Annotated in this window: 23 protein-coding genes and 1 tRNA gene; 16 read left to right on the forward strand and 8 right to left on the reverse strand. The window is 53.0% G+C overall.

Features of this window, described 5'->3' with window-relative positions:
* Positions 1 to 73 precede the first annotated feature (73 nt).
* A complete protein-coding gene (locus PFRI_RS04760) occupies positions 74 to 265 on the forward strand; it encodes a helix-turn-helix domain-containing protein (RefSeq protein WP_084649601.1) in 192 nt (63 codons plus the stop codon).
* Between the two features lie 66 nt (positions 266 to 331).
* Here the strand turns inward: PFRI_RS04760 and PFRI_RS04765 are convergent, their stop codons facing one another.
* The 6 genes from PFRI_RS04765 to miaA all read right to left on the reverse strand — a co-directional run bounded on the left by PFRI_RS04765 (position 332) and on the right by miaA (position 8,710).
* Complete coding sequence (locus tag PFRI_RS04765; RefSeq protein WP_072629599.1) at positions 332 to 2,416, reverse strand: dipeptide ABC transporter ATP-binding protein; 2,085 nt, start codon at positions 2,414 to 2,416, stop codon at positions 332 to 334.
* 100 nt (positions 2,417 to 2,516) lie between these two features.
* Positions 2,517 to 3,707, reverse strand: coding sequence for an ABC transporter permease (locus PFRI_RS04770; protein ID WP_072629600.1), 1,191 nt, complete (start codon positions 3,705 to 3,707; stop codon positions 2,517 to 2,519).
* A 12-nt stretch (positions 3,708 to 3,719) separates the two neighbouring features.
* Positions 3,720 to 4,805 (reverse strand): ABC transporter permease, encoded by a 1,086-nt coding sequence (locus PFRI_RS04775; protein WP_072629601.1) that lies wholly within the window; start codon positions 4,803 to 4,805, stop codon positions 3,720 to 3,722.
* Between the two features lie 160 nt (positions 4,806 to 4,965).
* Positions 4,966 to 6,627 carry an ABC transporter substrate-binding protein gene (locus PFRI_RS04780; protein ID WP_072629602.1) on the reverse strand — a complete coding sequence of 554 codons (1,662 nt, stop codon included), beginning with the start codon at positions 6,625 to 6,627 and terminating at the stop codon, positions 4,966 to 4,968.
* Between the two features lie 277 nt (positions 6,628 to 6,904).
* Complete coding sequence (locus PFRI_RS20930) at positions 6,905 to 7,186, reverse strand: helix-turn-helix domain-containing protein (protein ID WP_170124845.1); 282 nt, start codon at positions 7,184 to 7,186, stop codon at positions 6,905 to 6,907.
* A gap of 639 nt (positions 7,187 to 7,825) precedes the next feature.
* Positions 7,826 to 8,710, reverse strand: coding sequence for a tRNA (adenosine(37)-N6)-dimethylallyltransferase MiaA (gene miaA / locus PFRI_RS04790; protein ID WP_084649604.1), 885 nt, complete (start codon positions 8,708 to 8,710; stop codon positions 7,826 to 7,828).
* A 125-nt stretch (positions 8,711 to 8,835) separates the two neighbouring features.
* Between miaA and pyrH the strand changes: the two genes are divergently transcribed.
* The 13 genes from pyrH to lpxB all read left to right on the forward strand — a co-directional run bounded on the left by pyrH (position 8,836) and on the right by lpxB (position 21,081).
* Entirely contained in the window at positions 8,836 to 9,570 is a 735-nt protein-coding gene (pyrH, locus tag PFRI_RS04795) for a UMP kinase (RefSeq protein WP_072629603.1), read from the forward strand.
* Between the two features lie 106 nt (positions 9,571 to 9,676).
* Positions 9,677 to 10,240 (forward strand): ribosome recycling factor, encoded by a 564-nt coding sequence (gene frr / locus PFRI_RS04800; protein WP_072629604.1) that lies wholly within the window; start codon positions 9,677 to 9,679, stop codon positions 10,238 to 10,240.
* Positions 10,241 to 10,243: 3 nt separating this feature from the next.
* Positions 10,244 to 11,005: a polyprenyl diphosphate synthase gene (uppS, locus tag PFRI_RS04805; protein ID WP_425439445.1), complete on the forward strand. Its 762-nt coding sequence runs from the start codon at positions 10,244 to 10,246 to the stop codon at positions 11,003 to 11,005.
* On the forward strand, positions 11,002 to 11,820 hold the full coding sequence (locus PFRI_RS04810; protein WP_072629605.1) for a phosphatidate cytidylyltransferase: 819 nt from the start codon (positions 11,002 to 11,004) through the stop codon (positions 11,818 to 11,820). Before uppS ends, PFRI_RS04810 begins: the two co-directional genes overlap by 4 nt.
* Before the next feature lie 9 nt (positions 11,821 to 11,829).
* The gene (gene dxr, locus PFRI_RS04815) at positions 11,830 to 12,996 is read left to right on the forward strand and encodes a 1-deoxy-D-xylulose-5-phosphate reductoisomerase (RefSeq protein WP_072629606.1); all 1,167 of its coding nucleotides are present in this window, start codon (positions 11,830 to 11,832) and stop codon (positions 12,994 to 12,996) included.
* A 51-nt stretch (positions 12,997 to 13,047) separates the two neighbouring features.
* A complete protein-coding gene (gene rseP / locus PFRI_RS04820; RefSeq protein WP_072629607.1) occupies positions 13,048 to 14,391 on the forward strand; it encodes an RIP metalloprotease RseP in 1,344 nt (447 codons plus the stop codon).
* Positions 14,392 to 14,498: 107 nt separating this feature from the next.
* Entirely contained in the window at positions 14,499 to 14,648 is a 150-nt protein-coding gene (locus PFRI_RS21275; RefSeq protein WP_170124844.1) for a hypothetical protein, read from the forward strand.
* Between the two features lie 116 nt (positions 14,649 to 14,764).
* The gene (gene bamA, locus PFRI_RS04825; protein ID WP_072629608.1) at positions 14,765 to 17,113 is read left to right on the forward strand and encodes an outer membrane protein assembly factor BamA; all 2,349 of its coding nucleotides are present in this window, start codon (positions 14,765 to 14,767) and stop codon (positions 17,111 to 17,113) included.
* Positions 17,085 to 17,783: an OmpH/Skp family outer membrane protein gene (locus PFRI_RS04830; RefSeq protein WP_245812263.1), complete on the forward strand. Its 699-nt coding sequence runs from the start codon at positions 17,085 to 17,087 to the stop codon at positions 17,781 to 17,783. The genes bamA and PFRI_RS04830 overlap by 29 nt, the downstream gene beginning before the upstream one ends.
* A gap of 82 nt (positions 17,784 to 17,865) precedes the next feature.
* Positions 17,866 to 18,324 carry a 3-hydroxyacyl-ACP dehydratase FabZ gene (fabZ, locus tag PFRI_RS04835; RefSeq protein WP_072629609.1) on the forward strand — a complete coding sequence of 153 codons (459 nt, stop codon included), beginning with the start codon at positions 17,866 to 17,868 and terminating at the stop codon, positions 18,322 to 18,324.
* Entirely contained in the window at positions 18,321 to 19,121 is an 801-nt protein-coding gene (gene lpxA / locus PFRI_RS04840; protein WP_072629610.1) for an acyl-ACP--UDP-N-acetylglucosamine O-acyltransferase, read from the forward strand. The genes fabZ and lpxA overlap by 4 nt, the downstream gene beginning before the upstream one ends.
* A 1-nt stretch (position 19,122) precedes the next feature.
* Positions 19,123 to 19,923: an LpxI family protein gene (locus PFRI_RS04845; RefSeq protein WP_072629611.1), complete on the forward strand. Its 801-nt coding sequence runs from the start codon at positions 19,123 to 19,125 to the stop codon at positions 19,921 to 19,923.
* A gap of 3 nt (positions 19,924 to 19,926) precedes the next feature.
* On the forward strand, positions 19,927 to 21,081 hold the full coding sequence (lpxB, locus tag PFRI_RS04850) for a lipid-A-disaccharide synthase (protein ID WP_072629612.1): 1,155 nt from the start codon (positions 19,927 to 19,929) through the stop codon (positions 21,079 to 21,081).
* A 341-nt stretch (positions 21,082 to 21,422) separates the two neighbouring features.
* On the opposite strand, the gene PFRI_RS04855 is transcribed toward lpxB, so the two are convergent.
* Positions 21,423 to 21,513, reverse strand: a tRNA-Ser gene (locus PFRI_RS04855).
* A 168-nt stretch (positions 21,514 to 21,681) separates the two neighbouring features.
* On the opposite strand from PFRI_RS04855, the gene PFRI_RS04860 reads away from it, so the two are divergent.
* Positions 21,682 to 22,500 (forward strand): DUF2059 domain-containing protein, encoded by an 819-nt coding sequence (locus PFRI_RS04860; protein ID WP_072629641.1) that lies wholly within the window; start codon positions 21,682 to 21,684, stop codon positions 22,498 to 22,500.
* On the opposite strand, the gene PFRI_RS04865 is transcribed toward PFRI_RS04860, so the two are convergent.
* Positions 22,497 to 23,132 carry a thiamine phosphate synthase gene (locus tag PFRI_RS04865; protein ID WP_072629613.1) on the reverse strand — a complete coding sequence of 212 codons (636 nt, stop codon included), beginning with the start codon at positions 23,130 to 23,132 and terminating at the stop codon, positions 22,497 to 22,499. The two genes, PFRI_RS04860 and PFRI_RS04865, sit on opposite strands and share 4 nt — an antisense overlap.
* A 171-nt stretch (positions 23,133 to 23,303) precedes the next feature.
* On the opposite strand from PFRI_RS04865, the gene PFRI_RS04870 reads away from it, so the two are divergent.
* Positions 23,304 to 24,047 carry an RNA methyltransferase gene (locus PFRI_RS04870; RefSeq protein WP_072629614.1) on the forward strand — a complete coding sequence of 248 codons (744 nt, stop codon included), beginning with the start codon at positions 23,304 to 23,306 and terminating at the stop codon, positions 24,045 to 24,047.
* Positions 24,048 to 24,050 lie beyond the last annotated feature (3 nt).

Here is a 24,050-nt window from a genome sequence, read left to right on the forward strand (position 1 = left end):
ATAAAGAATATGAAATCCAAACCCGCAAACTCTCGTTATGAATGAGGGAGCCTAGGGGGGCAGGTCATCCGCCATTAATCGCGCGACAGGTGAAAATGTTTCTCGCTACATCAACGCGCGCCGGATAGTTGCGGCGTGTCGTGCATTGGATCAGGGCGAGAGTGTTATTGAGGCGATGTTGAGCGCTGGATTTAATACAAAGTCGAACTTTAATCGCGAGTTCCTGCGCATCACCGGCAAAACACCACGTGAATATCGACAATGAGGAGGGGGGCTAGCCCCCCATCTGCAGGTGCAGATTCCCCCCAAAGTTTATTTAGAAAGATGAAGCTTATTCAGCCGCAATTTTGATCACTGGCTCCATCTCGGCGAGCTTTTCATCGCTCAAGTGACACTTCACTTGGTGATTGCCTTCAAGGACACGCACAGGCGGGACTTCCTTTTCACAAAGGCCGTCGGGTACTTGGGATTTCCAACCACAGCGCGTCTGGAATGGACAGCCCGACGGCGGATTCATCGCCGATGGGATATCGCCTTCAAGCACGATATGCTTTTTCACGATACTTGTGTCGGCGATTGGAACCGCTGAAAGCAAGGCTTCGGTATAAGGGTGATAGGGCGGCGAGAAGACTTGATCTGTTGTGCCCAGTTCCACCACGTGGCCCAAGTACATCACCATCACGCGATCACTGAGATAGCGCACGATTGAGAGGTCGTGAGAAATGAACAGCAGTGTGGTTTTTTCTTCGCGCTGAATTTCCATCAGAAGGTCAGTGACTGCGGCCTGTACTGATACGTCCAGTGCTGAGACAGGTTCATCCGCGACAACAATCCGCGCACCGCCAGAAAAGGCGCGCGCGATACCGACGCGCTGTTTCTGCCCACCGGAGAGCTGGCGCGGCATGCGATCTGCAAATTCACGTGGCAGTTTGACGAGATCGAGCAGTTCTAACATGCGGTTTTTGCGCTCGGCCTCGTTCTTGCCGATCTTGAAGATTTCAAGCGCGCGAATGATTTGACGACCCACTGTCATCGAGGGGTTCAGCGTATCAAACGGGTTTTGGAATACCATCTGAACGTCCGCCACAGTCTTTGTGTCTCGCGCCTCAATCGGGGTATTTCCAATGCTTTGATTGTCGAGCAGAATTTCACCATCGGTGGCGGTTTCCAGCCCCATCAAGACTTTGGCAAAGGTTGATTTACCGCAGCCCGACTCCCCTACAATCGCCAGTGTTTCGCTCTCTCGCGCTTCAAAACTGAGAGTTTCGTTGGCTTTCACAACCTTCTTGTTGGCACCCCCAAAGAGCGCATTCGCTGACACCTCGTAATATTTCTTAAGGTTGTCGATCTTAAGGACCACTTTGCCGATTTCGCCTTTGACCTTTTGCTCGCCCAAGGCAATTGGAGCGTCCCAATCAATCTCTTCATGTTTTAAGCAACGCGTCGCGTGGCGATCATTGCCATCGACCCCGACCATTGCAATGTCACCTTGATCACAGCGCCCAGCTTCGAAGTAGTCGCAACGCGGGCCAAAGTTACAGCCATTCGGACGTTCATGCGGCAAAGGGAAATTGCCGGGGATCGCCACCAAAGGGCGCGCGTTTTTGTCAGCGCCGGGCAATGGGATCGAGCGGAACAGCGCCTGTGTGTAGGGGTGCTGCATTTCGTCAAAGACGTCTTCGATAGAGCCGCGCTCCACCGCTTCGCCGGAATACATCACGCAGATGCGGTCACAGGTTTCCAAGACCAGACCGAGGTTGTGCGAGATGAATAGCATCGAAGTGCCGTATTTCTTACCCAAGTCCCGCACCAGTTCAACGATAGCCGCTTCAACAGTCACGTCCAATGCGGTCGTTGGCTCATCCAAAATCAGCAGCGCAGGTTTTGACATCAACGCCATTGCGATAACGATACGCTGTTGCTGACCACCCGAAAGCTGGTGAGGATAGCTGTTCAAAATGCGCGCAGGGTCGGGGAGTTTTACATCCGTGACCACTTGCAACGCGCGTTCTTGCGCTTCCTTTTCCCCGATGCCTTCATGGATCATCGGCACTTCTGCCAGCTGACGACCGATTTTCATCGCAGGGTTCAAGGATGCCATCGGCTCTTGATAGATCATTGCGATTTCATTGCCGCGCACGTCGCGTAATTCTTCGGGGCTCATTTCAGACAGATCACGGCCTTTGAACTTGATCGAACCGCCAACAACGTGGCCGTTCTTTCCCAAGTCCTGCATCACACCCAACGCAACGGTGGATTTGCCGCAACCAGATTCACCAACCAGTCCAACCGCTTCACCGGGTTGCACTGTGACAGAAAAATCCATTACAGCCGGAATCTCACGCAAACGCGTAAAGAAGGAAATCGACAGCTTATCAATCTCGAGGATCGGTCCGTCATAATCCATTTTAGCCATTCTCAAGTCTCCCTTTGGAGCAAAGATAGAAAACCCATGTTTCCTCTCTTTCTAAATATCCCGGGGGTCGAGGGGGCTGGCCCCCCGTCCGCCCTCTCAATCAATCGCGCAAACTTTCTTCGCGCAGACCATCCGCCAGTAGGTTTAGACCCAAGACCAGCGACAGCAATGCCAAGGCAGGTGGCAACGCAGGGTGCAGATAGATCGACAAAAGCTTGCGGCCTTCGTTAATCGTGCTGCCCCAGTCAGGGCTTTCCGGTGGCAGGCCGAGGCCAAAGAAACCAAGGGTTCCAAGCAAAATGGTCGTGTAGCCGATGCGCAGGCAGAAATCGACGATCAGTGGACCTCGTGCGTTGGGCAAGATTTCCCAAAGCATGATGTACCAAGCGCCTTCACCACGTGTTTGCGCTGCTGAAACGTAGTCGCGTTGTTTGATGTCCAATGTCAAACCGCGCACAATTCTGAAAACTGTAGGCGAGTTGACGAAAACCACGGACACAAACACAACCAAGATACCCGATGCAGGATTGAAGAAATCCACAGGTCCTAGCACGTCGATCTTTGTGCCGGGCGCATTGATCGTGACCACATACATAATCGCCAGTGGGATCAGTATAGCGCATAACCAGACTGTGTTCTTTTGCGGTTGTTGCTTGAGGCGTGTGTGGATCAGGACTGCAAAGAAGATCAGCGGGAAGAAGAATAAAACAATTGCCATAAACTGGGGCAGGCCAGTGTTTACGATTTCTGGCGTGACCAAAAGGTAGAACAACAAAATCACCGGAAAGGCCAAGACAAGGTTTGCAACGAACGACAGCAACATGTCGAACCGTCCACCGTAATATCCAGCGGGCAAGCCCAAAGTGATGCCGACCATATAGGCGAACAAGGTCGCCAAAGGTGCGATCAAGATTACGATGGTTGCACCACTCATCACACGGCTAAAGATATCGCGCGCCAGATTATCGCCACCCAGCAGATAGTGCATGTAATCACCATCCTCGGCACCGCGCAAAGGCGTGCCCGGCACTTTGTTCTTCATACCAGAAACCTGGCTCAGTGGATCATGTGTCAGGATCATATCCATCGACCCTAAAATGGCGACAAACACCCAGAACATAACAAGGAAAAACCCGATCATGCCAATCGTGGAATCAAAGAGTTTACCATAAAGCCCCAGCTTACGTTTGTAAGCTATAGAGACTGCGAAAGTGACAACCAGTGCGATCCAAACAGGGATCAACTGGATGAACATGCCGGCGAAAATTTCGCCCCAAGAAAGCGGTTCCATATCCAGTATTCCTTAGCTGACGCTAATGCGTGGGTTGAGATAAACGTAGCCGATGTCCGAAATCAGCTGTGTGATCAGAACGACGACAACAGAGACAACGGAGACGCCGAGCAGCAATTCAAAGTCGTTGTTGCCTGCCGCTTGGACAAGAACCCAGCCAAAACCTTTGTAGTTGAACAAGGTTTCGACAATCACAACGCCGTTCAAGAGCCACGGGATCTGCAACATGATAACCGTGAACGGCGCGATCAAAGCGTTGCGCAGCGCGTGTTTGACCACGATGTTCGGAAAGCTCACGCCTTTCAGACGCGCGGTGCGGATGTATTGCGCGGTCATGACTTCGGCCATCGAGGCGCGGGTCATGCGCGCGATATAGCCCATGCCGTAAAGTGAAATGGTCAAAACGGGCAGGAAGAAGTTATTGAAGGTTGCTTTCTCCATTGCAGATGTCGCAGTCCCTTTGAACAACGTTCGCCCTTCGATCCAATCCATCGAGGCAAGCCATTGGTTCAGTGGTGACGCAGAGGCGGCGAAAAGCGCGATGAAGATGACGCCGGACACATATTCGGGCGTTGCCGTTGTGGCGATAGAGAGCGTGGAAAGTGTGCGGTCTGTGCGCGATCCTTCACGCATGCCAGCCAAAACGCCGATCAGCAAAGCGGATGGGATCATCAGGACCATGACCCAGAACATCAGCTTACCGGTCAGGGAAAGGCGCGTTTTAATGATGCTGGAGACGTCATCTTTGAAAACTGTTGAGGTGCCCCAATCCCCTTGCAAAACGCCGCAATAGCGCGGGGTATCCGCAATCTCGACACCAGACTCGATGCAGCGCCCATAGGTGCGCCCGTCATCAGTGTTAATAATTTTCGAGGGCCAAACCCCGAGCCATTCACCATATTTGATCGGCAAAGGTTGATCATATCCGCGATTGGCGAGCCAACGTTCAACTTGCTCGTCGCTCATACGCATTTCGCCTTGCGTTTTCGCAAGCTTTTCGAGGTTCGGATGGAGATTGGTCAAGAAGAAGACGATAAACGTCAGGCAGAGCGCAGTGAGGATCATAACCCCCAAGCGGCGCAGAATAAACAGTCCCATGTATGCCCCTGTCGGTAAGGCTGAGCAGATCGATAGTTAATCTGACGATGTATGGCAGACCTTTGTGGCCCACTCATTTTAATTCGAAGTCATAAGCCCTGTGGATCGGGCAAAAAGGCCGCGTTCGAAAAATCAAACGCGGCCGATTTAGTGTGCGATATTAAGCAGCTACAGCCCACTTATAAAGCTGGGACGCATATGCGATGTGCATATCTGTGCCAACAAAGCCAGGAGCCGTGTGGCGATAGATCGAGCGCCAGTATGGCTGGATCGTCACGCCTTCTTCGATCACGATGGCTTGGATTTTGCTCATCACTTCGCGGCGTGCATCTGCATCCGCGATAGAGTTGGCTTGATCCAGAAGACCGTCGAACTCTGTGTTGGACCAAGCGAACTCGTTCCAAGCAACGCCAGACTTATACGCCAAACCCAGAACCTGCGTACCCAATGGGCGGTGGTTCCAGTTTGTGGAAGAGAAGGCATACTTCGTCCAGTCGTTCCAGAATGTGGAGCCAGGAAGGATCGTACGCTTCACTTTCATGCCTGCATCACGCATTTGCGCTGCAACCGCGTCCGTTGTGTTCTTGCGCCAGTCATCATCGATGGAGTGGAGTTCGAACTCATAATCCGCCATGCCAGCTTCTGTCAAAAGCGCGAGAGCTTTTGCTGGATCATGTGGAAGACGGGTTACGGAAGCGTCGTGCTCAGGGTGTACTGGGCCAACGTGGCAGTTGTCCGCTGCAACACCTTGGCTTGCGTTACCAAGCTCGAGCAGAACAGCATTGTCGACACACATTGCAATCGCTTGACGCACGCGCTTGTCTTCAAAGATGACTTTGCCATCTGCGTCTGTCGCGGATTGGTTAGGGCGGATTACGATTGTCGAACCTGTTGCAAGCTCGGATTTGTTCCAACCAATGCTATCGAACACAGCAACGAAGTCGCCGACGTTTTCATAGATTGTGTCGATTTCTTCAGCTTCAGCCGCTGCAACCCATGCGGATGGATCTGTGCCGTAGTCGATGAATTCGATGCGATCGAGGAAGGCACCTTTACCTTCGGCATAGCCCCACCAGTCATGGCCTTCGTTGCGTACCAGAACAGACTTAACACCAACTTCGTGGCTGTCGTTGCGGTATGCGCCTGTACCAATCTGCTTCTCGAGCAGGTTGTCCATGTTGTCGTCTGGATGCGAGATTGCCGCTGGATAGTCAGCAATACCCGGGATCAACGTGATGTCTGGCTGACGCAGGTTCAGACGAACCGTGTGTGAGTCAACGACTTCGATTGCGCCGTCCATTGCTTTCTTCGTCTCAGGATCAACAATCGCGTCAACACGTGCCGCCATTGAGTTGCCTTCAGCTTCTGCTTCAGCCCAACGTGCAAAGTTGTGTGCAACATGCTCGGCTGTGAAGTCGTCGCCGTTGTTCCACTTAACACCCTTGCGGATCTTGAATGTGTACTGAGTTGCGTCGTCGTTCACTTCCCAGCTCTCTGCGAGCCAACCGTTGAACGTACCGTCGGAGTTGTACTCTACGAGATACTCAAGCCAGCCGTTTGCAACGAAGGCAATCTGCGTCCAGTCCCAAGAGCGTGGGTCTTTCATCGCGCGCACTTCCATCTGCATGCGGATCGTGCCGCCTTGCTTGGCATGTGCAGCCGCGGCGGCTGGCTGAGTGAGGCCACCCATTGTATAAGCTGTCGCTGTAGCAACACCTAATGCGGACACACGTGTCAGAAATTCTCGGCGATCTAGAAGACCTGCTTTGAATTCATCAGCGTACATCTTCGCTGCTGGGTGGATTTTGGCCTTATGCGTCATCTTGTTCTCCCTGTGACACAGTCTCTTTATATCTTTGTTGGGGGCATTTATTGTGCGCGCAGACTTTACGCGCCTTTTTTGTTCAGTCCCCAAGTCGTCGCATTCGGCCCTAGAAAAGGTCTCAGGTCAATTCACACTTTCGCTAATTTGAGGTCTGTTTGCGACATACCATTAAGAAATGCGACATCGCTTGGAAACGCAAGGGCTAAACGAGACTGTGCGCGTGTCAAAAAACAAAAGCGCTTTGGGAATGAAGGTAATTTGACCAAACGGTTGATTATCTTGCAGCGGCGAGGCGCGCTGCCTTCGCTTGGTTTCGCAACTCAGAGGGGGTCGCGCTCGCGTGCGTCTTAATAAAGCGGGTAAAATAGGCGGGGGTCGAAAACCCAAGTTGTTTGGCAATGTCGACGGCTTTCAATCCATCGTCTTCTAACATGCGACGCGCACGCTGCAGGCTGTGTTGCGTTAGCAATTCTGCCGCAGTAAAGCCGCAAGCTGTTTTGCAAACGCGCGTCAAATGCGTCGGTGTAACCCCAAGTTTAGCCGCGAAATCTGCCATACTCGCGCCTTCGAAATTTGAACGCTCACTTTGAGCAAGCAACGCACAAAATGCTTTCAGTAATCGACGCGCAGCATCTTCACGTGGCACAGTTTGATGGAGTTGATAACGGTGCGCCCAAACCATCATAAGTTGCGCATGCGCGACAGCAGCCAGACGCGCTTTGGGTTCTGCATCAAGCAGTTCAGTTTAAGTGGCTTCTACATAGTGTGTCAAAGTGAGCTGCGCTTTAGGTTCTCTTACGCGCAACAATAGCGGACTGTCTGGCCAATCAAGCAATGGACTTGGGGGCAGGGCGACGGTCTGGCCAAAACACGAAGTCTCGAAATTAAAAGAGAACATTGTGCCCGCAGGCACGAAGAGCGCGTTGTGACTGCTCATAGCAGAACTTTGCGCTTCCACATTGCAGCGTGCCGCGCCGCGTGTGACCCAAATTAACAGATGCTGCTCGCGCGCATGAAACAATCCGAGCCGCCAAGCCGTGCCTCTTGCGCGTTGGGAAATAGTCGCAACCGAGCCGATTTCGGGCTAAATATCCGATACAATGTTCATATCACCCAAATCACCCAATATGTGGCGTTAAGACAAGAAATGCCTGCAAGTGTAAGATTGATAAATTGAAAATGTGGCTTTTGTACGCTAGGGTAACTTGATGGAGCGCCAGTTTTTCATTCGAGCTCGAAACCATGTACGCTGACGTTTTGCGAATTGCCGCGTGGCAATTGTTGCCGCTTCGCGCGCGTCATCTAGCGTGATTTCGCCGCGCAAATGAGCCGCTAATTCGGGTGCGCCAATCGCTTTGCACGAGAGCAATTCAGGATCATAGCGTGATAGATTGGCACGTGCTTCGTCCAGCGCCCCTTGCTCCAGCATAAGATCGAACCGTCGTGCGATGCGCGCGTTAAGCCACTGCGTATCCGCATCCAAAACAAGAGCCGTGCAGTGATCCAGCGGCACCAAAGGGGCAGGCGTCTCGTCGTGCCATTGTGCAAGACCTTTGCCCGTTTGTGTTTGTACTTCCCAAGCCCTTTGCACACGCATTGGGTTTTGCAAATCAATCTTTGCGCTCGTTTTGGCGTCTAGTGCGGCGATCATTTGCGCCAGCTTGTTACTGTCTCGTAGTGAATTTGCCTGTTGGCGCACTTCACTTGTGGTTTCAGGAATATCTGCAAGCCCTTGCGTAAGTGCGAGGAAATACAGGCCAGTTCCCCCTACAATGATCGCGCGCTTTCCTTCGCGGTTAAGCAACGGTGCGACATCGCGCAGCCATTTTCCGGCGGAATATGCGGAGTCAAATGGCACATGACCATAAAGTATATGCTCTGCGCGCGCCTCATCCGTGTCATCTGGCCTTGCCGTCAGGACGCGCCAGCCGTCAAAAACCTGACTTGCATCTGCATTGATGATCACGCCCCCTTGGGCTTGCGCAATTTCAAGCGCGAGCGCCGATTTACCAGAGGCAGTCGGTCCGGCAATAAGCACAGGTAAATCCCTGTCGATGGCTGAAATATCTATTTGTGACAATTTCTTACCTATGCTGCTTGAGGCGAAATTAACAATTTGCCTGTTTTGCCCAGATCAATGATTGAACAATGACGAATTGTTAGGCATTTTGCGCTCATACTACCCCACACAACCCGGAGTTCAATATGACCGACCTCACCACCGCCGACGGAACGACGTTTAACCGCGTTATGCTTAAGATTTCCGGAGAGGCGTTGATGGGTGATCAGGGCTTTGGGCTTCATCCGCCAACGGTCGAGCGGATCGCGCGCGAAGTGAAGACGGTCCATGATATGGGCGTCGAGATTTGCATGGTGATCGGTGGCGGCAATATTTTCCGTGGTTTGCAAGGCTCCGCACAGGGAATGGAGCGCACGACAGCTGATTATATGGGCATGCTCGCGACGGTGATGAACGCGCTTGCGATGCAATCCGCGCTGGAGGGTTTGAAAATCCATACGCGCGTTATTTCGGCGATCACGATGAATGAAGTCGCCGAACCCTATATTCGCCGCCGCGCCGTACGCCACCTCGAAAAAAAGCGCGTTTGCATCTTTGCCGCAGGCACGGGCAACCCATACTTCACCACGGACACAGCGGCGACTTTGCGTGCCAACGAAATGGCCTGTGAAGCGATCTTTAAGGGCACGAAAGTTGACGGTGTCTACGATAAAGACCCCGTAAAACACGCAGATGCGAAGCGTTATGAGACGGTCACTTTCGATGAGGTTTTGCAAAAGCATCTTGGTGTGATGGATGCCTCAGCGATTGCTTTGGCGCGTGATAATAACCTGCCGATCATCGTTTTCTCACTCGATGAGCCAGGCGGATTTAAAGGCATTCTTGCGGGTAAGGGCACTTACACGCGTGTGGAAGGCTAACAAATTTCAAAACTCTTGAAGATGGGTCAAAAGAAACGGACCTATACAAGTCGCAAATGCTGACTTAAAACAATAAAAACGACTTCTGCGAGGCTAAGAAAGCACTATGTCCGACGATTTCATGCTTGATACCGACGATCTTCAACGCCGTATGGATGGCGCGATGAGCAGCTTAAAGACTGAATTTGCCAGTCTGCGCACAGGCCGCGCCTCCGGTTCGATGCTTGAGCCGGTGATGGTTGATGCTTACGGCAGCATGACACCAATCAATCAGGTCGGCACGGTCAATGTTCCAGAGCCACGTATGGTGACGATCAATGTCTGGGACAAAGGGCTTGTAGGTAAAGTCGAAAAAGCCATTCGTGAGAGCGGGTTAGGGATCAATCCTCAACTTAACGGCACGATCATTATGCTCCCCATCCCAGAGCTTAACGAAGAGCGTCGCCGTGAATTGACTAAAGTTGCCGCGCAATATGCCGAAAGCGCGCGTGTTTCTTCGCGCAACGTGCGTCGCGACGGGATGGACCAGATCAAAAAGGCGAAAGCCGACGGCATGTCCGAGGATGATCAAAAATTCTGGGAGGCTGAGGTGCAAAGCATCACCGATGCTGCGATCAAAGCGATTGATGCCGCGCTTGAAGTCAAACAAGCCGAGATCATGCAGGTTTAAGTGGTGGTTGCTGCTCTGGAAAAACCCGGTACTTCAAATGCCAGCCCAGAGCAGGGGGATGGAACAGGGCCACGCCATGTCGCTGTGATCATGGACGGTAACGGTCGTTGGGCGCAAATGCGCGGACGACCACGCTTGTTTGGCCACCATGCTGGTGCACGTCGTGTGCGTGAAATTGTGGAAGCTTGTCCACCTAACGGTGTAAAATACCTGACTATTTTCGCGTTTTCCACAGAGAATTGGAAGCGCACTCAGGTCGAAGTATCCGGTCTGATGAAGCTCTTTCAACGGTACATCACGAAAGAGGCGCGCGCGCTTGCTGACGCTGGTGTGCGGGTCCGCTTTATTGGGGATCGCGTCCGTCTCAATAACAAGCTTATCGAATTGATGGATAACCTTGAGTTGATCACCTCAGGAAATGACAAAGTGCACCTGACGATTGCTTTGAACTACGGTGGTCGTGACGAGGTTGCGCGCGCCACCAAGCGCCTTGCGCAGGACGTTGCAAGCGGTAAACTTGATCCTGAGACCGTGGATGAAGAAACGCTTCCAAAGTATTTAGATACTTATGTTTTACCTGATCCTGATCTTGTTATTCGGACCAGCGGTGAAGCTCGTATCTCTAATTTCTTGCTCTGGCAGTCGGCTTATTCAGAGTATGAATTTATCGACACGCTTTGGCCGGATTTTACCGCGCAGGAATTTGGCGAACTGACGGCTAAGTATGGCACAAAGGATCGCAGGTTTGGCGGCGTTAAAGTATGAATGAGGTAAGCTCCAAATGGGGCGACCTCGCGCCACGTTTGTTCAGCGCGATTGGCATGCTTGTTGTTGGCATTGTTGCGGTTTGGGCAGGCGGTGTGTGGATACATCTCCTTGTGTCTTTGTCTTGCGGTTTAATGGTTTGGGAATTGGTGCGTATGTTGAGCGGCGCAAGCTCGCAACGCGCGATCTGGCTCGCCGTTATCAGTGGTTTCGCCTTGTTCGCGGCGAGTTACGCGCCCTACGCGACGCTTATCCTGCCTTTGCTGCTCGCGCCAAGCTTTGTAGGTTTTTCATTGCTATCAGCCGGATCACGGCCCTTTACAGGGCGGCGTATTTTTATGAGCTACACGGCAATGATCCTAGTGGCCGGGTTTAGTCTGATCGCGCTTCGGGATGATTTTGGTATAATTTGGATGGCGTGGCTTTTGATTGTTGTGATCGTCACTGATGTTGCAGGCTATTTTGCGGGTCGTATATTGGGCGGTCCAAAGTTCTGGCCCGCGGTGAGTCCCAAGAAAACATGGTCCGGTACGATTGCAGGGTGGTTTGGTGCTGCGCTTTTCGGTGCTGTTTTTGTGGGGCTTTATGGCGGGGGCATCACGGTTGTTGTCGTTTCGGTTGCCGTCGCATTTGCGTCTCAGCTCGGTGATATCGCCGAAAGTGCAATCAAGCGTCATGTGGGCGTGAAAGACAGCTCTAATCTGATCCCGGGACACGGTGGTTTGCTGGATCGCTTTGATGGCATGCTCGGTGCGGCACTGCTTTTGATTATTGTTGAGCTCTTCCTTGATTTTCCACCAAGCGTAGCTGGTTAGAGCAGGGCTATGCGCAAGGTTTCGATACTTGGGGCGACTGGCTCGATTGGGCAAAACACAATTGATCTGATCAAACGTGCGAGCGGTGAGTATGACGTTGTTGCGCTGACGGGTGCGCGCAATATCAAGCAACTTGCTGAAGATGCACGAGATTTGCACGCTGATTTGGCAGTGACTGCGGATCCATTGTTGCTTGATGACTTGCGAGATGCACTTGCAGGCAGCGGTATAGACGCAGCGGCAGGGTCCGAGGCGCTGGTCGAAGCGGGTGCACGTGACGCGGATTGGGTTATGTCAGCTATCGTTGGCGCAGCTGGGTTGGCCCCAGGTTTAGAAGCGTTGAAGCAGGGCGCATCATTGGCCTTGGCCAACAAGGAATCGATGGTCTGCGCGGGCGCTTTGGTGAAAGCGACAGCAACTCAGCATCAGGCGCGCGTGCTTCCTGTGGACAGTGAACATTCGGCGGTGTTCCAAGGGCTCATTGGTGAGGACATGAAAGCGGTTGAGCGCATCATCATCACGGCCTCTGGTGGCGCGTTTCGCGATTGGCCAATGGAAAAACTCGCGGGCGCGACACCTGCGCAAGCCGCCACACATCCGAATTGGGATATGGGGAAGCGCATCACAATTGACAGCGCTTCCATGTTTAATAAGGCCTTGGAAGTCATTGAAACGCGTGAATTTTTTGAAGTTGACCCTAGCATCATCGAAGTGCTTGTGCATCCACAATCCATGATCCATGCGCTGGTTGGTTTCAACGATGGCGCGCTGATGGCGCATGTTGGCCCACCCGATATGCGTCACGCGATTGGCTTTGCTCTGCACTGGCCCGAGCGGCGCAAACTGCCTGTTGAACGCCTTGACCTTGCAGCTCTTTCACAGCTCACTTTCCGCGCACCGGATGAGATACGCTGGCCCGCTTTGCGTCTGGCGCGCGAGGTTATGGAGGCGGGTGGACATTCGGGCGCTGTCTTTAACGCAGCTAAAGAACGTGCGCTGGATCATTTCATTGCGCAAAAGATTGGCTTTATGCAGATGGCCGAAGTCGTGGAAGAAGTTCTGACCCGTCTTTCTGCGCAATCCGGCCTCACAAATGCCGAAATGACCCTTGATAGCGTGCTCGAGATGGACCATCTGGCACGTAAGTGCGCGGATGAGATCATCGCAGGGATGTAAGTCCCGCCAAACAAAAAATAAGCGCGTGAGCAGCAAAAGGACGTAGACCACATGGATATTCTGGGGCTTTTGCCGCAATTTGGCAGTGTAATCTGGACTCTTCTGGCCTTTGTGCTGGCGCTTTCTGTGATTGTCGCAATCCATGAATATGGTCATTACATCGTTGGACGTTGGTCTGGCATTCATGCCGAAGTATTCTCGCTTGGCTTTGGTCCAGTCCTTTTCAGTCGCGTTGATAAACACGGCACGGTTTGGCAGTTCGCAGCGCTTCCTTTTGGCGGGTATGTGAAATTCATGGGCGATGCGAATGCCGCAAGCGCGCCAGACGGCGAAGCTGTGCGCGAGATGAGCGATGCGGACAAACGCCGCACGATGCCGGGTGCACCGCTTTGGGCGCGCGCCGCCACTGTTGCAGCGGGTCCGATTTTCAATTTTGCCCTGTCTATTATTGTGTTCGCAGCCGTTTTGATGTGGCGCGGTGAAGAAGCTGATCCGCTCGCGGTTGGTGCGCTGCGCGAAATGCCAGCGGTTCAAGAACTACAAGTTGGCGATCAACTGCTGGCCATTGATGGTATCCCAGTTCCAAGTTTTGAGGATGGGGCAGGGTTCAATGCACTTGAGCAGGCGATAAGCAAATCTGCGTCGGTGACCTACACAGTTGGCCGCGATGGCGCTGAACTTGATGTCATGGGCCCATATCCGTACCCCGCTCTTGTGACGACAGTGATGCCGCAATCCGCAGCCCTTCGCGCAGGTCTCATGGTCGATGACGTGATCACCGCAATTGATGGCGCACCTGTGTTTGCATTTTCGCAGTTGAAAGAAGCGGTTGAGACGGGCGACGGTGCTCCGCTGCTCTTGGACCTGTGGAACAAGGGCGAAACCCGCCAAGTGACGCTCGCGCCCAAGCGCGTGGATGAGCCGCAGGCAGATAATACGTTTGTGACACAGTGGCGCATTGGTGTGGCTGGCGGCTTCTTCTTTGAGCCTGCGACGCAACCGACCAGCCCGCTTACGGCCATTAAGAATGGCGCGCTGCAAACGCAACGCGTGATCGAGGGCTCGCTCTCTGGAATGTATCATATGGTGACGGGGGCGATCAGTTCTTGTAATTTGTCCGGCCCGATAGGCATCGCGCAAACCTCTGGCGCTATGGCGAGCCAAGGCGCGATGAGCTTCATCTGGTTTATCGCCGTACTGTCCACGGCTGTCGGTCTTTTAAACCTGTTTCCCGTACCTGTTCTAGACGGCGGACATCTTGTTTTCTTTGCTTATGAAGCGGTTACAGGCAAGCCACCCAGCGACAAAGTGCTGCGTGTGTTTATGTCGATTGGCTTGATGGTGATCTTGTCGCTGATGCTGTTTGCATTGGGGAACGATTTGTTCTGCCCATAGGGCCAAACAATTCGTGCTTTGCCCATTTTTCGCCTTATTCCTCGGGTAAGCATCGGTCAGAGCAATAAAACCCGAGCGCGAAAAGCGTTTCAGAAATGAGTGATGACATGCAACTAATCCAATCCGGCACACGTAGTCTTGGCTTCTTGCTTTCGCTGAACTGGGACCGTTTTTTGTATTTCGGCATGCTTGCGCTTTGTCTTGCGCTTTCGGCTTATGTCGCGTCAGTGACCTTTGCGAACCCCTTCATCTTGTAGGGGCATCTAGGGGCTAACTGTTTCGTGTGTTTGCGAAATTTAGCCTATCCGCTTTTGACAACAACGCCCAATAGAGCTACTCAGAATACACCTGGGATGTCTGTTGGATCGGTATCATGATCAATACAAAAGCAAGCGGCGAAAAACGCTGCGCACCACGAGCACGTAAAGTTAATGCACTTCGGTCTGGTATCGCGACGATTGCCTTAGGGTTCTCAGTGGCTTACATCGCTTTGCCAAGCGTTGCTGAGGCACAGCAATTCCGTTTCAACTCGGTTACAATCGAAGGTAACCAACGAATTGAGCCGTCCACAATTCTGTCTTACGCGGGAATCGCTCGCGGTCAGAGCGTCTCTGGATCGGATTTAAACGGTGCCTTTCAGCGGCTTCAAGAAAGTGGTTTGTTCGAGAGCGTCGACATCGAGCCGCAAGGTAGCCGTCTCGTTATCAAAGTCACAGAATACCCGACGATCAACCGCATCAATTTTGAAGGCAACCGCCGTCTCAAAGATGATGATTTGGCCACGGTTGTGCAGAGCCAAGCACGCCGCGTTTTCAACCCGACAACCGCTGAACGTGACGCCGCTGAAATTGCGACCGCTTATTCGCAGCAGGGCCGTCTTACCGCGACTGTCAGCCCGCGGATCATTCGCCGTTCTGACAACCGCGTAGATTTGGTGTTCGAAATCTTTGAAGGTGGCCTGACAGAGATCGAACGGCTCGGTTTTGTTGGCAACCAAGTTTACTCTGATCACCGTTTGCGCCGTGTTCTGGACACCAAGCAGGCTGGATTGCTGCGGGCATTCGTGAAGCGCGATACATTCGCTGAAGATCGCATCGAGTTTGACAAACAAGTTCTGCGCGATTTTTACCTGAGCCGCGGCTACGTTGATTTTCGCACGACCAGCGTTAACGCAGAGCTTGCGCGCGAGCGCGACGGCTTTTTCGTGACGTTCAACGTCCAAGAAGGCCAGCAATTCAAGTTTGGTGAAATCACAACTGTCTCCGAAATTGCGGACGCGGATGAGGCGGAGTTTCAGGCCGCTTTGAAGATCCGGCCGGGCGTTGTTTACTCGCCGTCTTTGGTAGAAAACTCCATCGCGCGCCTTGAGCGTTTGGCGATCAAGCTTGGACTTGATTTTGTACGTGTCGAGCCGCGCGTGACGCGCAATGACCGTGATTTGACGCTGGATGTGGAATTCGCGCTTGTGCGTGGCCCACGTATTTTTGTGGAACGTATCGACATTGAGGGTAACGCAACAACGCTCGATCGCGTGGTGCGTAACCAATTCAGGATCGTTGAAGGTGACCCCTTTAACCCACGTGAAATTCGTGAAAGCGCAGAGCGTGTGCGTGCACTTGGTTTCTTCGGTCAAGCCGATGTTGAAGCGCGTGAAGGTTCTGCGCCAGATCAAGTCGTGATCGATGTGGATGTCGAGGAGACAACCACTGGCTCGCTAAGCTTTGGTGGTACTTATTCCAGTGCGACTGGCCCCGGTGCTTTGATCAAATATAACGAGAGCAATTTTCTCGGTCGTGGTCAGCAGCTGGGCTTGAGTGTGACCACAGGCGTGGACAACCGCGAATACTCGCTCACGTTCGGCGAGCCTGCGTTCCTTGGTCGTGACCTGCGTTTCGGTTTTGTTTTGAATTACATCGAAACCGATAATCTTAACGCGACCTACGATACAAACCTTGGTAAATTCCGTCCGTCGTTTAACTTCCCTGTGTCAGAAAATGGCCGGATGGAAGTGCGCTACACTCTTGATTTGACAGAGATGACAGACCTTGGTGCAGATGCCGGTGCTCTTATCACCAACGAGGTCGCGCGCGGGATCGAGTATTCCAATTCCATCGGGTATAGCTACAGCTTTGACACCCGCCGCACGGGCCTGAACCCGAATGCGGGTGTCTTGCTCGAGTTCGGACAAGATTTCGGTGTTTTGGATCAAAGCAATCGCTTTGTAAAAACCACGGCGAAAGCCATTGCTCAGACCAAAGTGTTGGGCGAAGAAGTTACCCTGCGTGCGACGTTAGAGGGTGGGGCTATCAATTTCCTCAGCGGATCTGGTCGCTCGACAGAGCGCTTCTTTATGGGCTCTTCTGTGATGCGCGGCTTTGAGCCAAGCGGTATTGGGCCACGGGAAGCCACGGGCAATGTGAATGACGCGCTTGGTGGCAACATGTTTGCGGTCGCCCGATTTGAGGCAGAGTTCCCCTTGGGCTTGCCTGAAGAGTATGGAATTTCCGGCGGTGTGTTTTATGACATCGGATCCCTTTGGTCGCTAGATCAAACGAATGCGAACGTCATTAACGAAGGCTTTGCAGCGCGTCAGGTGATTGGCGCATCATTGTTCTGGAAAACGCCGATTGGGCCTTTGCGCTTTAACTTTACCAAAGCGCTCTCGAAGGAAGTTGGCGATAGGGAGCAAACCTTTGACCTTACGATTTCAACGAGTTTCTAAAGGACGCGGCAAAGCCGGTATTTGCTGTTCTGTTTGGGCCGCATTTGTCATTGGCTTTGCTGTTCCGAGTAGCGTTTCAGCGCAGGCAAATGCTTTTTCTTTGCCTGAAATCCCAGTTCTGACGATTCAGCGTGAGCGTTTGTTCTCGGAGACGCAATTTGGCCAAAGCCTGTCGCAAGAAATCGCTGCGCGTGGCCGCCGGCTTGCAGCGGAAAATCGGCGTATTGAACAAGAGCTTGCCGTTGAAGAGGGCGAGCTCACGGATTTACGCGACACTATGAGCCCTGAAGAATTTCGTGATCTTGCCGATGCGTTTGATGTGAAAGTCACCGGCGCGCGCAATGAACAAGATCAAAAAATCCGAGCTTTGACGCAGCTTTCCGAGCAGGCCGAGCGGCGCTTTTTGTTTACGATTGCCCCTTATATGCAGCGTTTGATGCAGGAAAAAGGGGCGAGTGTCATTCTGGATCGACGTGCGGTTTTTGTAAGTGCTGACGCTTCGGATGTAACGCTCGAAGCGATTGCGCGTATCGATAGTGGTCTTGGCGAAGGCGTACCGCTTGAGGATTTGTTGACGCCAGCAGAGGGCGCTGCACCAGACATTGAACTCGTGCCTGAGCCGTTACCTGAGCCTGAGCCGACACCAGAGCAAGTCCCTGCAGACAATTAACTTAGCCAGCTGGCGCCTTGCCCAATATTGGCGCAGTTGCTAGGACCGTATGGACCAAGAGTTTTTAGTAAGAGGCCTTTTTATGAGCGAGCTACTCAGTGCTGACATCCAACTGATCCAACGCATCTTGCCGCACCGCTATCCGTTCTTATTGGTGGATAAGGTTCAGGACATTGATGGCACGCAAACTGCGGTTGGCATCAAGAATGTAACGATGAATGAGCCGCATTTCCAAGGGCATTTCCCCGGTCTTCCGATCATGCCCGGCGTCACGATTGTTGAGGCGATGGCGCAAACCGCTGCTGTTATGGTCGGAACTGCGTTGGATATGGCTGATAAAGAGATGAAGGTCTATTTCATGGCCATCGACAAATGCAAATTCCGCCGCAAAGTCGGTCCTGGCGATGTGTTGAAGATGCATCTGACAACGGTGCGCGGCAAACCCGGTGGTAAGGTCTGGAAGTTTTCCGGCGTCGCAAGTGTAGATGGTGAAATGGCGGCTGAGGCCGAGTTTACTGCAATGATGGACTTGCCTGCATGAGCATTGACCCCAGCGCAAATATTCACGCCAGTGCCGTGATCGAACAAGGCGCTGTGATTGGCGAGGGCTGTGAGATTGGCGCGTTTTGTTTCGTGGGCGCTGACGTGAAGATGGGTGCGCGTTGCGTCTTGATGAACCATGCAGTCGTCAAAGGGCAAACCACGCTGGGTGAAGAAAACACCATTTTTTCATTCGCGGTCGTCGGAGAAATCCCGCAAGACAAGAAGTTTGGCGGTGAAATCACACGTCTCGTAATTGGCGCACGTAACCGCATTCGCGAACATGTCACTGTGAATACAGGCACCGAAGGTGGCGGCAGTTTGACCAAAATTGGCGATGATTGCTTGCTGATGGCGGGCTGTCATATCGCGCATGATGTTATTTTGGCCAACAATGTCATCGTTGTGAACAGCGCCGCTGTAGCCGGTCACTGTATCATTGAAGATGATGTGATTATTGGCGGTCTTGCCGGTATTCACCAATTCGTGCGTATCGGCAAAGGTGCAATCATTGGCGCTGTAACGATGGTGACAAACGATGTTATCCCCTACGGCCTTGTCCAAGCGCCGCGCGGGCAGCTTGATGGGTTGAATTTGGTTGGCCTGAAACGTCGCGGTGTTGAGCGTTCGGATATCATGGCGTTGCGGGCAGCTTTTCAAATGATGGCGCAAGGCGATGGTACGTTTCAGGATCGCGTGAAGCGCATGGGTGAGGATAGCGATAGCCGCTATGTGCATCATATCGTTGAGTTTGTGACGGGCGTGACGGATCGTTCGTTCCTAACACCGGGCGGCTAGGATGGGACGGCTTGCCATTCTTGCTGGTGCCGGGGGCTTGCCTGTACGACTAGCTACGCTGCGCCCTGATGCGTTTCAGATCAGTTTTTCGGGTGTTGCCCATGATCTCACAGATGCGCCTCAAGAATTCAGTTTTGAGAAGATGGGTGCTTTGTTCGATGCGTTGAAAGAGCAAGGCGTGAGCGAGGTTGTGATGGCCGGCGCAATGTCACGCCCTCCGCTTGATCCAAACGCGTTTGATGATGTGATGGTACAGCTTGCCCCGCGATTGATTGCTGCGATGCAGGGGGGCGATGATGCGCTTTTGCGTTTGGTCATTGAGATTTTCGAAGAGCAAGGTTTCGCGGTCCGCGGAGCACATGAGATTGATCCTAGTCTGACCGCGTCCGTAGGTGTGCTTGCGGGTGCGCCTTTGAGAGCGCAAACTCAAAGCGATGCAGATCGCGCTATTGATATTCTTAACGCGCTCGGACCGTTGGATGTAGGGCAGGGCGTTGTCGTGGAAAATGGTCTCTGCCTAGGGATTGAAACGCTGCAAGGCACAGATGCTTTGCTCGGTTTTGTAGCCAGCACCGCCAAACATATGCGCAAGAACGGTGGGGTGTTTGTAAAAGCGCCCAAGCGTGGTCAGGACCTGCGCATAGATATGCCAACCATCGGCCCAGAGACTGTAAGGGCGGTGGCGTCCTCTGGCCTGTCAGCCATCCTCCTGTCTGCTGGCAACGTTATTGTGCTGGAGCAGGACGAAACGATCCGTCTTGCTGAAGCGTCTGGCATCTCATTGATCGCGCAGGATATTTAGGCGATGCGGGTTTTCATCATCGCAGGTGAGCCGTCAGGCGACAAGCTTGGTGCTGCATTGATGGAGGGGCTGCAAACGCTGGTTCCTGATGTGGTTTTTGATGGTATAGGCGGCGCTGGGATGAGCGAAGCGGGCTTGCAAAGTCGCTTTCCGATGGAAGAGATTTCGATCATGGGAATCTCTGAGATCCTGTCGCAATATCGGCATCTTAAAACGCGTATTGCAGAAACGGCAGATCAGATTGTGCAAACGCGGCCGGATGTGTTGATCACCATTGATCTTCCTGAATTTTCCTTGCGAGTCGCTAAGTTGGTCAAGGCAAAGAGCCAAATTCGCTGTGTGCATTATGTGGCCCCAACTGTTTGGGCTTGGCGCGCAGGGCGAGCTGCAAAAATGGCGCGTCATATTGATCAAGTGCTCGCGCTGTTCCCGTTTGAGCCGCCTTATATGGAAGCTGTTGGCATGCGTTGTGATTTTGTCGGGCATCCTGTTGTGACTGATGTGCAAGCAAGCGTGGAAGAGGCGCACGCTTTTCGCACAGAGCACAGTTTTGGAGAGGCTCCGGTGGCGCTTGTCTTGCCGGGATCGCGTCGCGGAGAAGTCTCACGGCTGGCACCGATATTTGGCGAAGCGTTGGCCCCTGTTTTACAAGCGCATCCAGACTTGAAGATCGTCATTCCAGCGGCCGCGCCCGTGGAAGAGCTTGTGCGCAACGCCGTTGCGGATTGGTCCTGCACACCGCTGATCATTCGCTCAGAGGACAAAGCGCAAAAGCGCGCGGCGTTCAAAGCCGCGGATGTCGCGCTTGCAGCCTCTGGCACAGTGTCTCTGGAACTTGCAGCTGCCGGCACGCCGATGGTGATCGCGTATGATATGAGCTGGCTTTCGCGTCAGGTTATTGGGCGCATGTTAAAAGTGGACACGGTGACCTTGGTCAATCTCGTCTCTGAGACGCGCGCTGTGCCAGAGTTTATCGGTGCGGACTGCATTCCTGAGCGGATTGCAGGTGGCTTGAACGAATTGTTGAGCAATCCGACGCCACAAACGCAAGCGATGCAGAACACGATGGTGCGGCTTGGTCAGGGCGGCGAAGCGCCAGGGATACGCGCGGCCAAAGCGGTGCTCAGCGGTTTATCGCACAGCGGTAAGACGCATTGAGCTATCAATTTCGCTGGATGCTGTTGCTGAAACCTGTGAATGGCTTTGCGACTTAACTTCTTCTCGATTAATCGCGCTGATTGGCGGTTATTGGCAAAGGTGGCGCTCGTACAGGCGGCTTGTTTAAAGTGCTAGCTCAAGGCCTCAGGCTTTTGAGTTTGTTTGCTTATCTGGCGTGCTTCATCCGCGTTGGGGGTGAAATACAAACCGAACATTTAGCAGGCTACGGAAGGCACATTGATTAACGAAGAGGTTAATATCAATCTCACCAACCGTCTCCTAATGTTTGACGCGGGCGATGTCGCTATAGAATGGTATATTGCTTGAGCTAAGGAAATTTCTGGCGGAGCGACAGGGATTCGAACCCTGGGAACCCTTTAGAGGCTCAACGGTTTTCGAAACCGTCCCGTTCGACCACTCCGGCATCGCTCCGCAGGTTTGGCTTGGAGGTGCGATAATATCTGGAAGGTGAGGGCGCAACTGCTTTTTGAGGAATTGCGCCAATATCATCGTCTCACGCAAGCTTGTGCAGGGCGCGCATTGGCAATGGCGCAAAGCATCCTTAGTGTGGAAAACGTAACCCTTATTCGAGAGCCTTTTATGACCTTGATCCGCACTGCTGTCGCAAGTCTTTGCATTGCTTTTTTACCACTCACGTCTTTTGCAAGTGAAGCGACAGATCGGCTTCTTGCGAGTTTGGGAATGGAGCGCATGATCGATTTGATGCGCGAGGAAGGGCAGAGCTATGCGGTGGAGCTGGCAGAGGAAATGTTGCCCGGTGGGTATTCCGAAAACTGGGGTGCGGTTGTCTCTCGGATCTACAGCACAGAGGCCATGCAAACGTCCGTGCGTCGGGGTTTTGCCAATGCGCTTCAAGATGTTGATATCGCACCATTGCAGGCATTTTTCGATGCACCGATGGGAAAGACCATCGTCACGCTAGAGCTTTCTGCGCGCGAAGCGATGATGGACGACGCGATTGAAGAACACGCCAAAGAGCAAGCACGGGCGTATGAGCGCGCGGGTGACGATGCTTTTGTTTTGGTCGATGACTTTGTCAAAGCTGGGGATTTACTCGAGGCAAACGTGGTTGGGGCGATGAATTCCAACATGCAATTTTATCGCGGTCTTGTGGATGGCGGCGCGTTTGAGCTGAGCGAAGAGCAAATTCTCGCGGATGTTTGGGAGCAAGAGCAAGAAACGCGCGCAGATACGCGCGATTGGCTCTACGGTTTTTTGATCATGGCGTATTCGCCGTTGGCGCCGGGCGATTTGGAACTCTACACCGAATTAAGCAAAACCGCCGAAGGTGCGGCGATGAATGCCGCGCTCTTTGAGGGGTTTGACAGCATGTACTCCGATATCAGCTACGCGCTGGGGCTTGCAGCCGCGCGCGCTATGAAGGTCGAAGATATCTAGCTGGACAGTTTCGCTTGAATTGCTTTTGCTGCCTCAACAGGGGATGCGTGGGTCCATATTTCTTCACCAAGCGCAAAGAAATCGGTCACAGCCGCAAATGCCGCTAAAGCGGCTGCATCAAGCGCGCCCTCCGCAACAATGGGCACTTCGATCACATCGGACCACCACTGAAATAAGTCATGCTCTACACGTTCGCCGTCGCCAAGCGTGTTGGCACCGATTGGTCCGAAACTGACATAGTCTGCACCAGCTTCACCAGCGTTCATTCCGTCATGGCGTGAGGTGCCGCAAAAGGCGCCGACAATGGCATCATCGCCAAGCATTTTGCGTGTCTTGGCCACCCGCCGCGCGCCATCGCTCAAATGCACACCATCAAGCCCGAGCTTTTCGACCAGCAAAATATGCTCATCAAGAACCAAAGCCACATCACGCGCCTGCGTAATTCCGCACAGAGCGTCAGCTGCGCGACAAATTTTGTCTTCGTCTTGTGTGGCCAGCGCCAAACGTACGCACGCGATATCGACATTGTCCAAGACTTCGCCCAGCAGCGCGGGAAATACGTCCAGATCAAATTCCGGTGGCGTGATTAAATAAAGCTGGGGCTGTTCGAGGTCTTGGGCTGTGTCGGACATGGCGAGCGCTTCTTCTATAAGTGTTTGGCACCCTATAACTTGCCCAAACGCATTTGACCACTTTGCTTAAGCGCTTATTGGATCACCCGTCGAGCTGGTCGTTCGCAGCAACGCTTGAAACCAATACATCCCTCGCATATCAGCATCCAAACCCACGCATCGGAGCCGTTCATGCCAACTGATTATCCACAACCCAGTTTTGTCCTTGTTCGACCACAGATGGGTGAAAATATCGGTGCTGCGGCGCGCGCCATGTGGAACTTTTCGCTTGATCGTATGCGTCTTGTTGCGCCGCGTGATGGTTGGCCGAACCCCAAGGCCGATGCGATGGCCAGCGGTGCAGGCCGGCTGCTGGATGAAGCACAGCTCTTCGAGACAACCGCAGATGCGGTTGAGGATTGCACCTACGTTTTCGCTACAACGGCGCGCCAGCGTGGTTTGACAAAACCTGCGTTTTCACCTGAGGGGGCGATGAAACTTGCAGCAGAAAAGATCGCGAATGGTGAAAAAATCGCAGTGCTCTTTGGCCCGGAACGCGCGGGGATGGAAAATGATGACATCGCGCGCGCGAACGCAGTGATCAACGTGCCTGTTAACCCTGAATTTGGCTCGCTTAACCTGGCGCAATGTGTGCTGCTGATTGGCTATGAATGGCAGCGCCAAGTGGGCAATTATGAGAATGAACGGATTGAGATGGCCAAAACAATTTGGGCGTCACAAGGCGAAAGCGAAGCATTGGCCAAACACTATGAGGATCGCCTCGAAGAGGCTGGCTTTTTCTACCCGCCAGAAAAGGTCGATAGCATGAAGGTCAATCTGCGCAACATGTGGTCGCGCATGCCATTGACACGCGCGGATGTGCAGATGTTGCATGGCGTGCTGCGGCAAATGGTGCGCTGGAAGGATAAAGGCTAAACA

Origin of the sequence: Planktotalea frisia, assembly GCF_001890925.1 — a bacterium.
GTDB lineage: Bacteria > Pseudomonadota > Alphaproteobacteria > Rhodobacterales > Rhodobacteraceae > Planktotalea > Planktotalea frisia.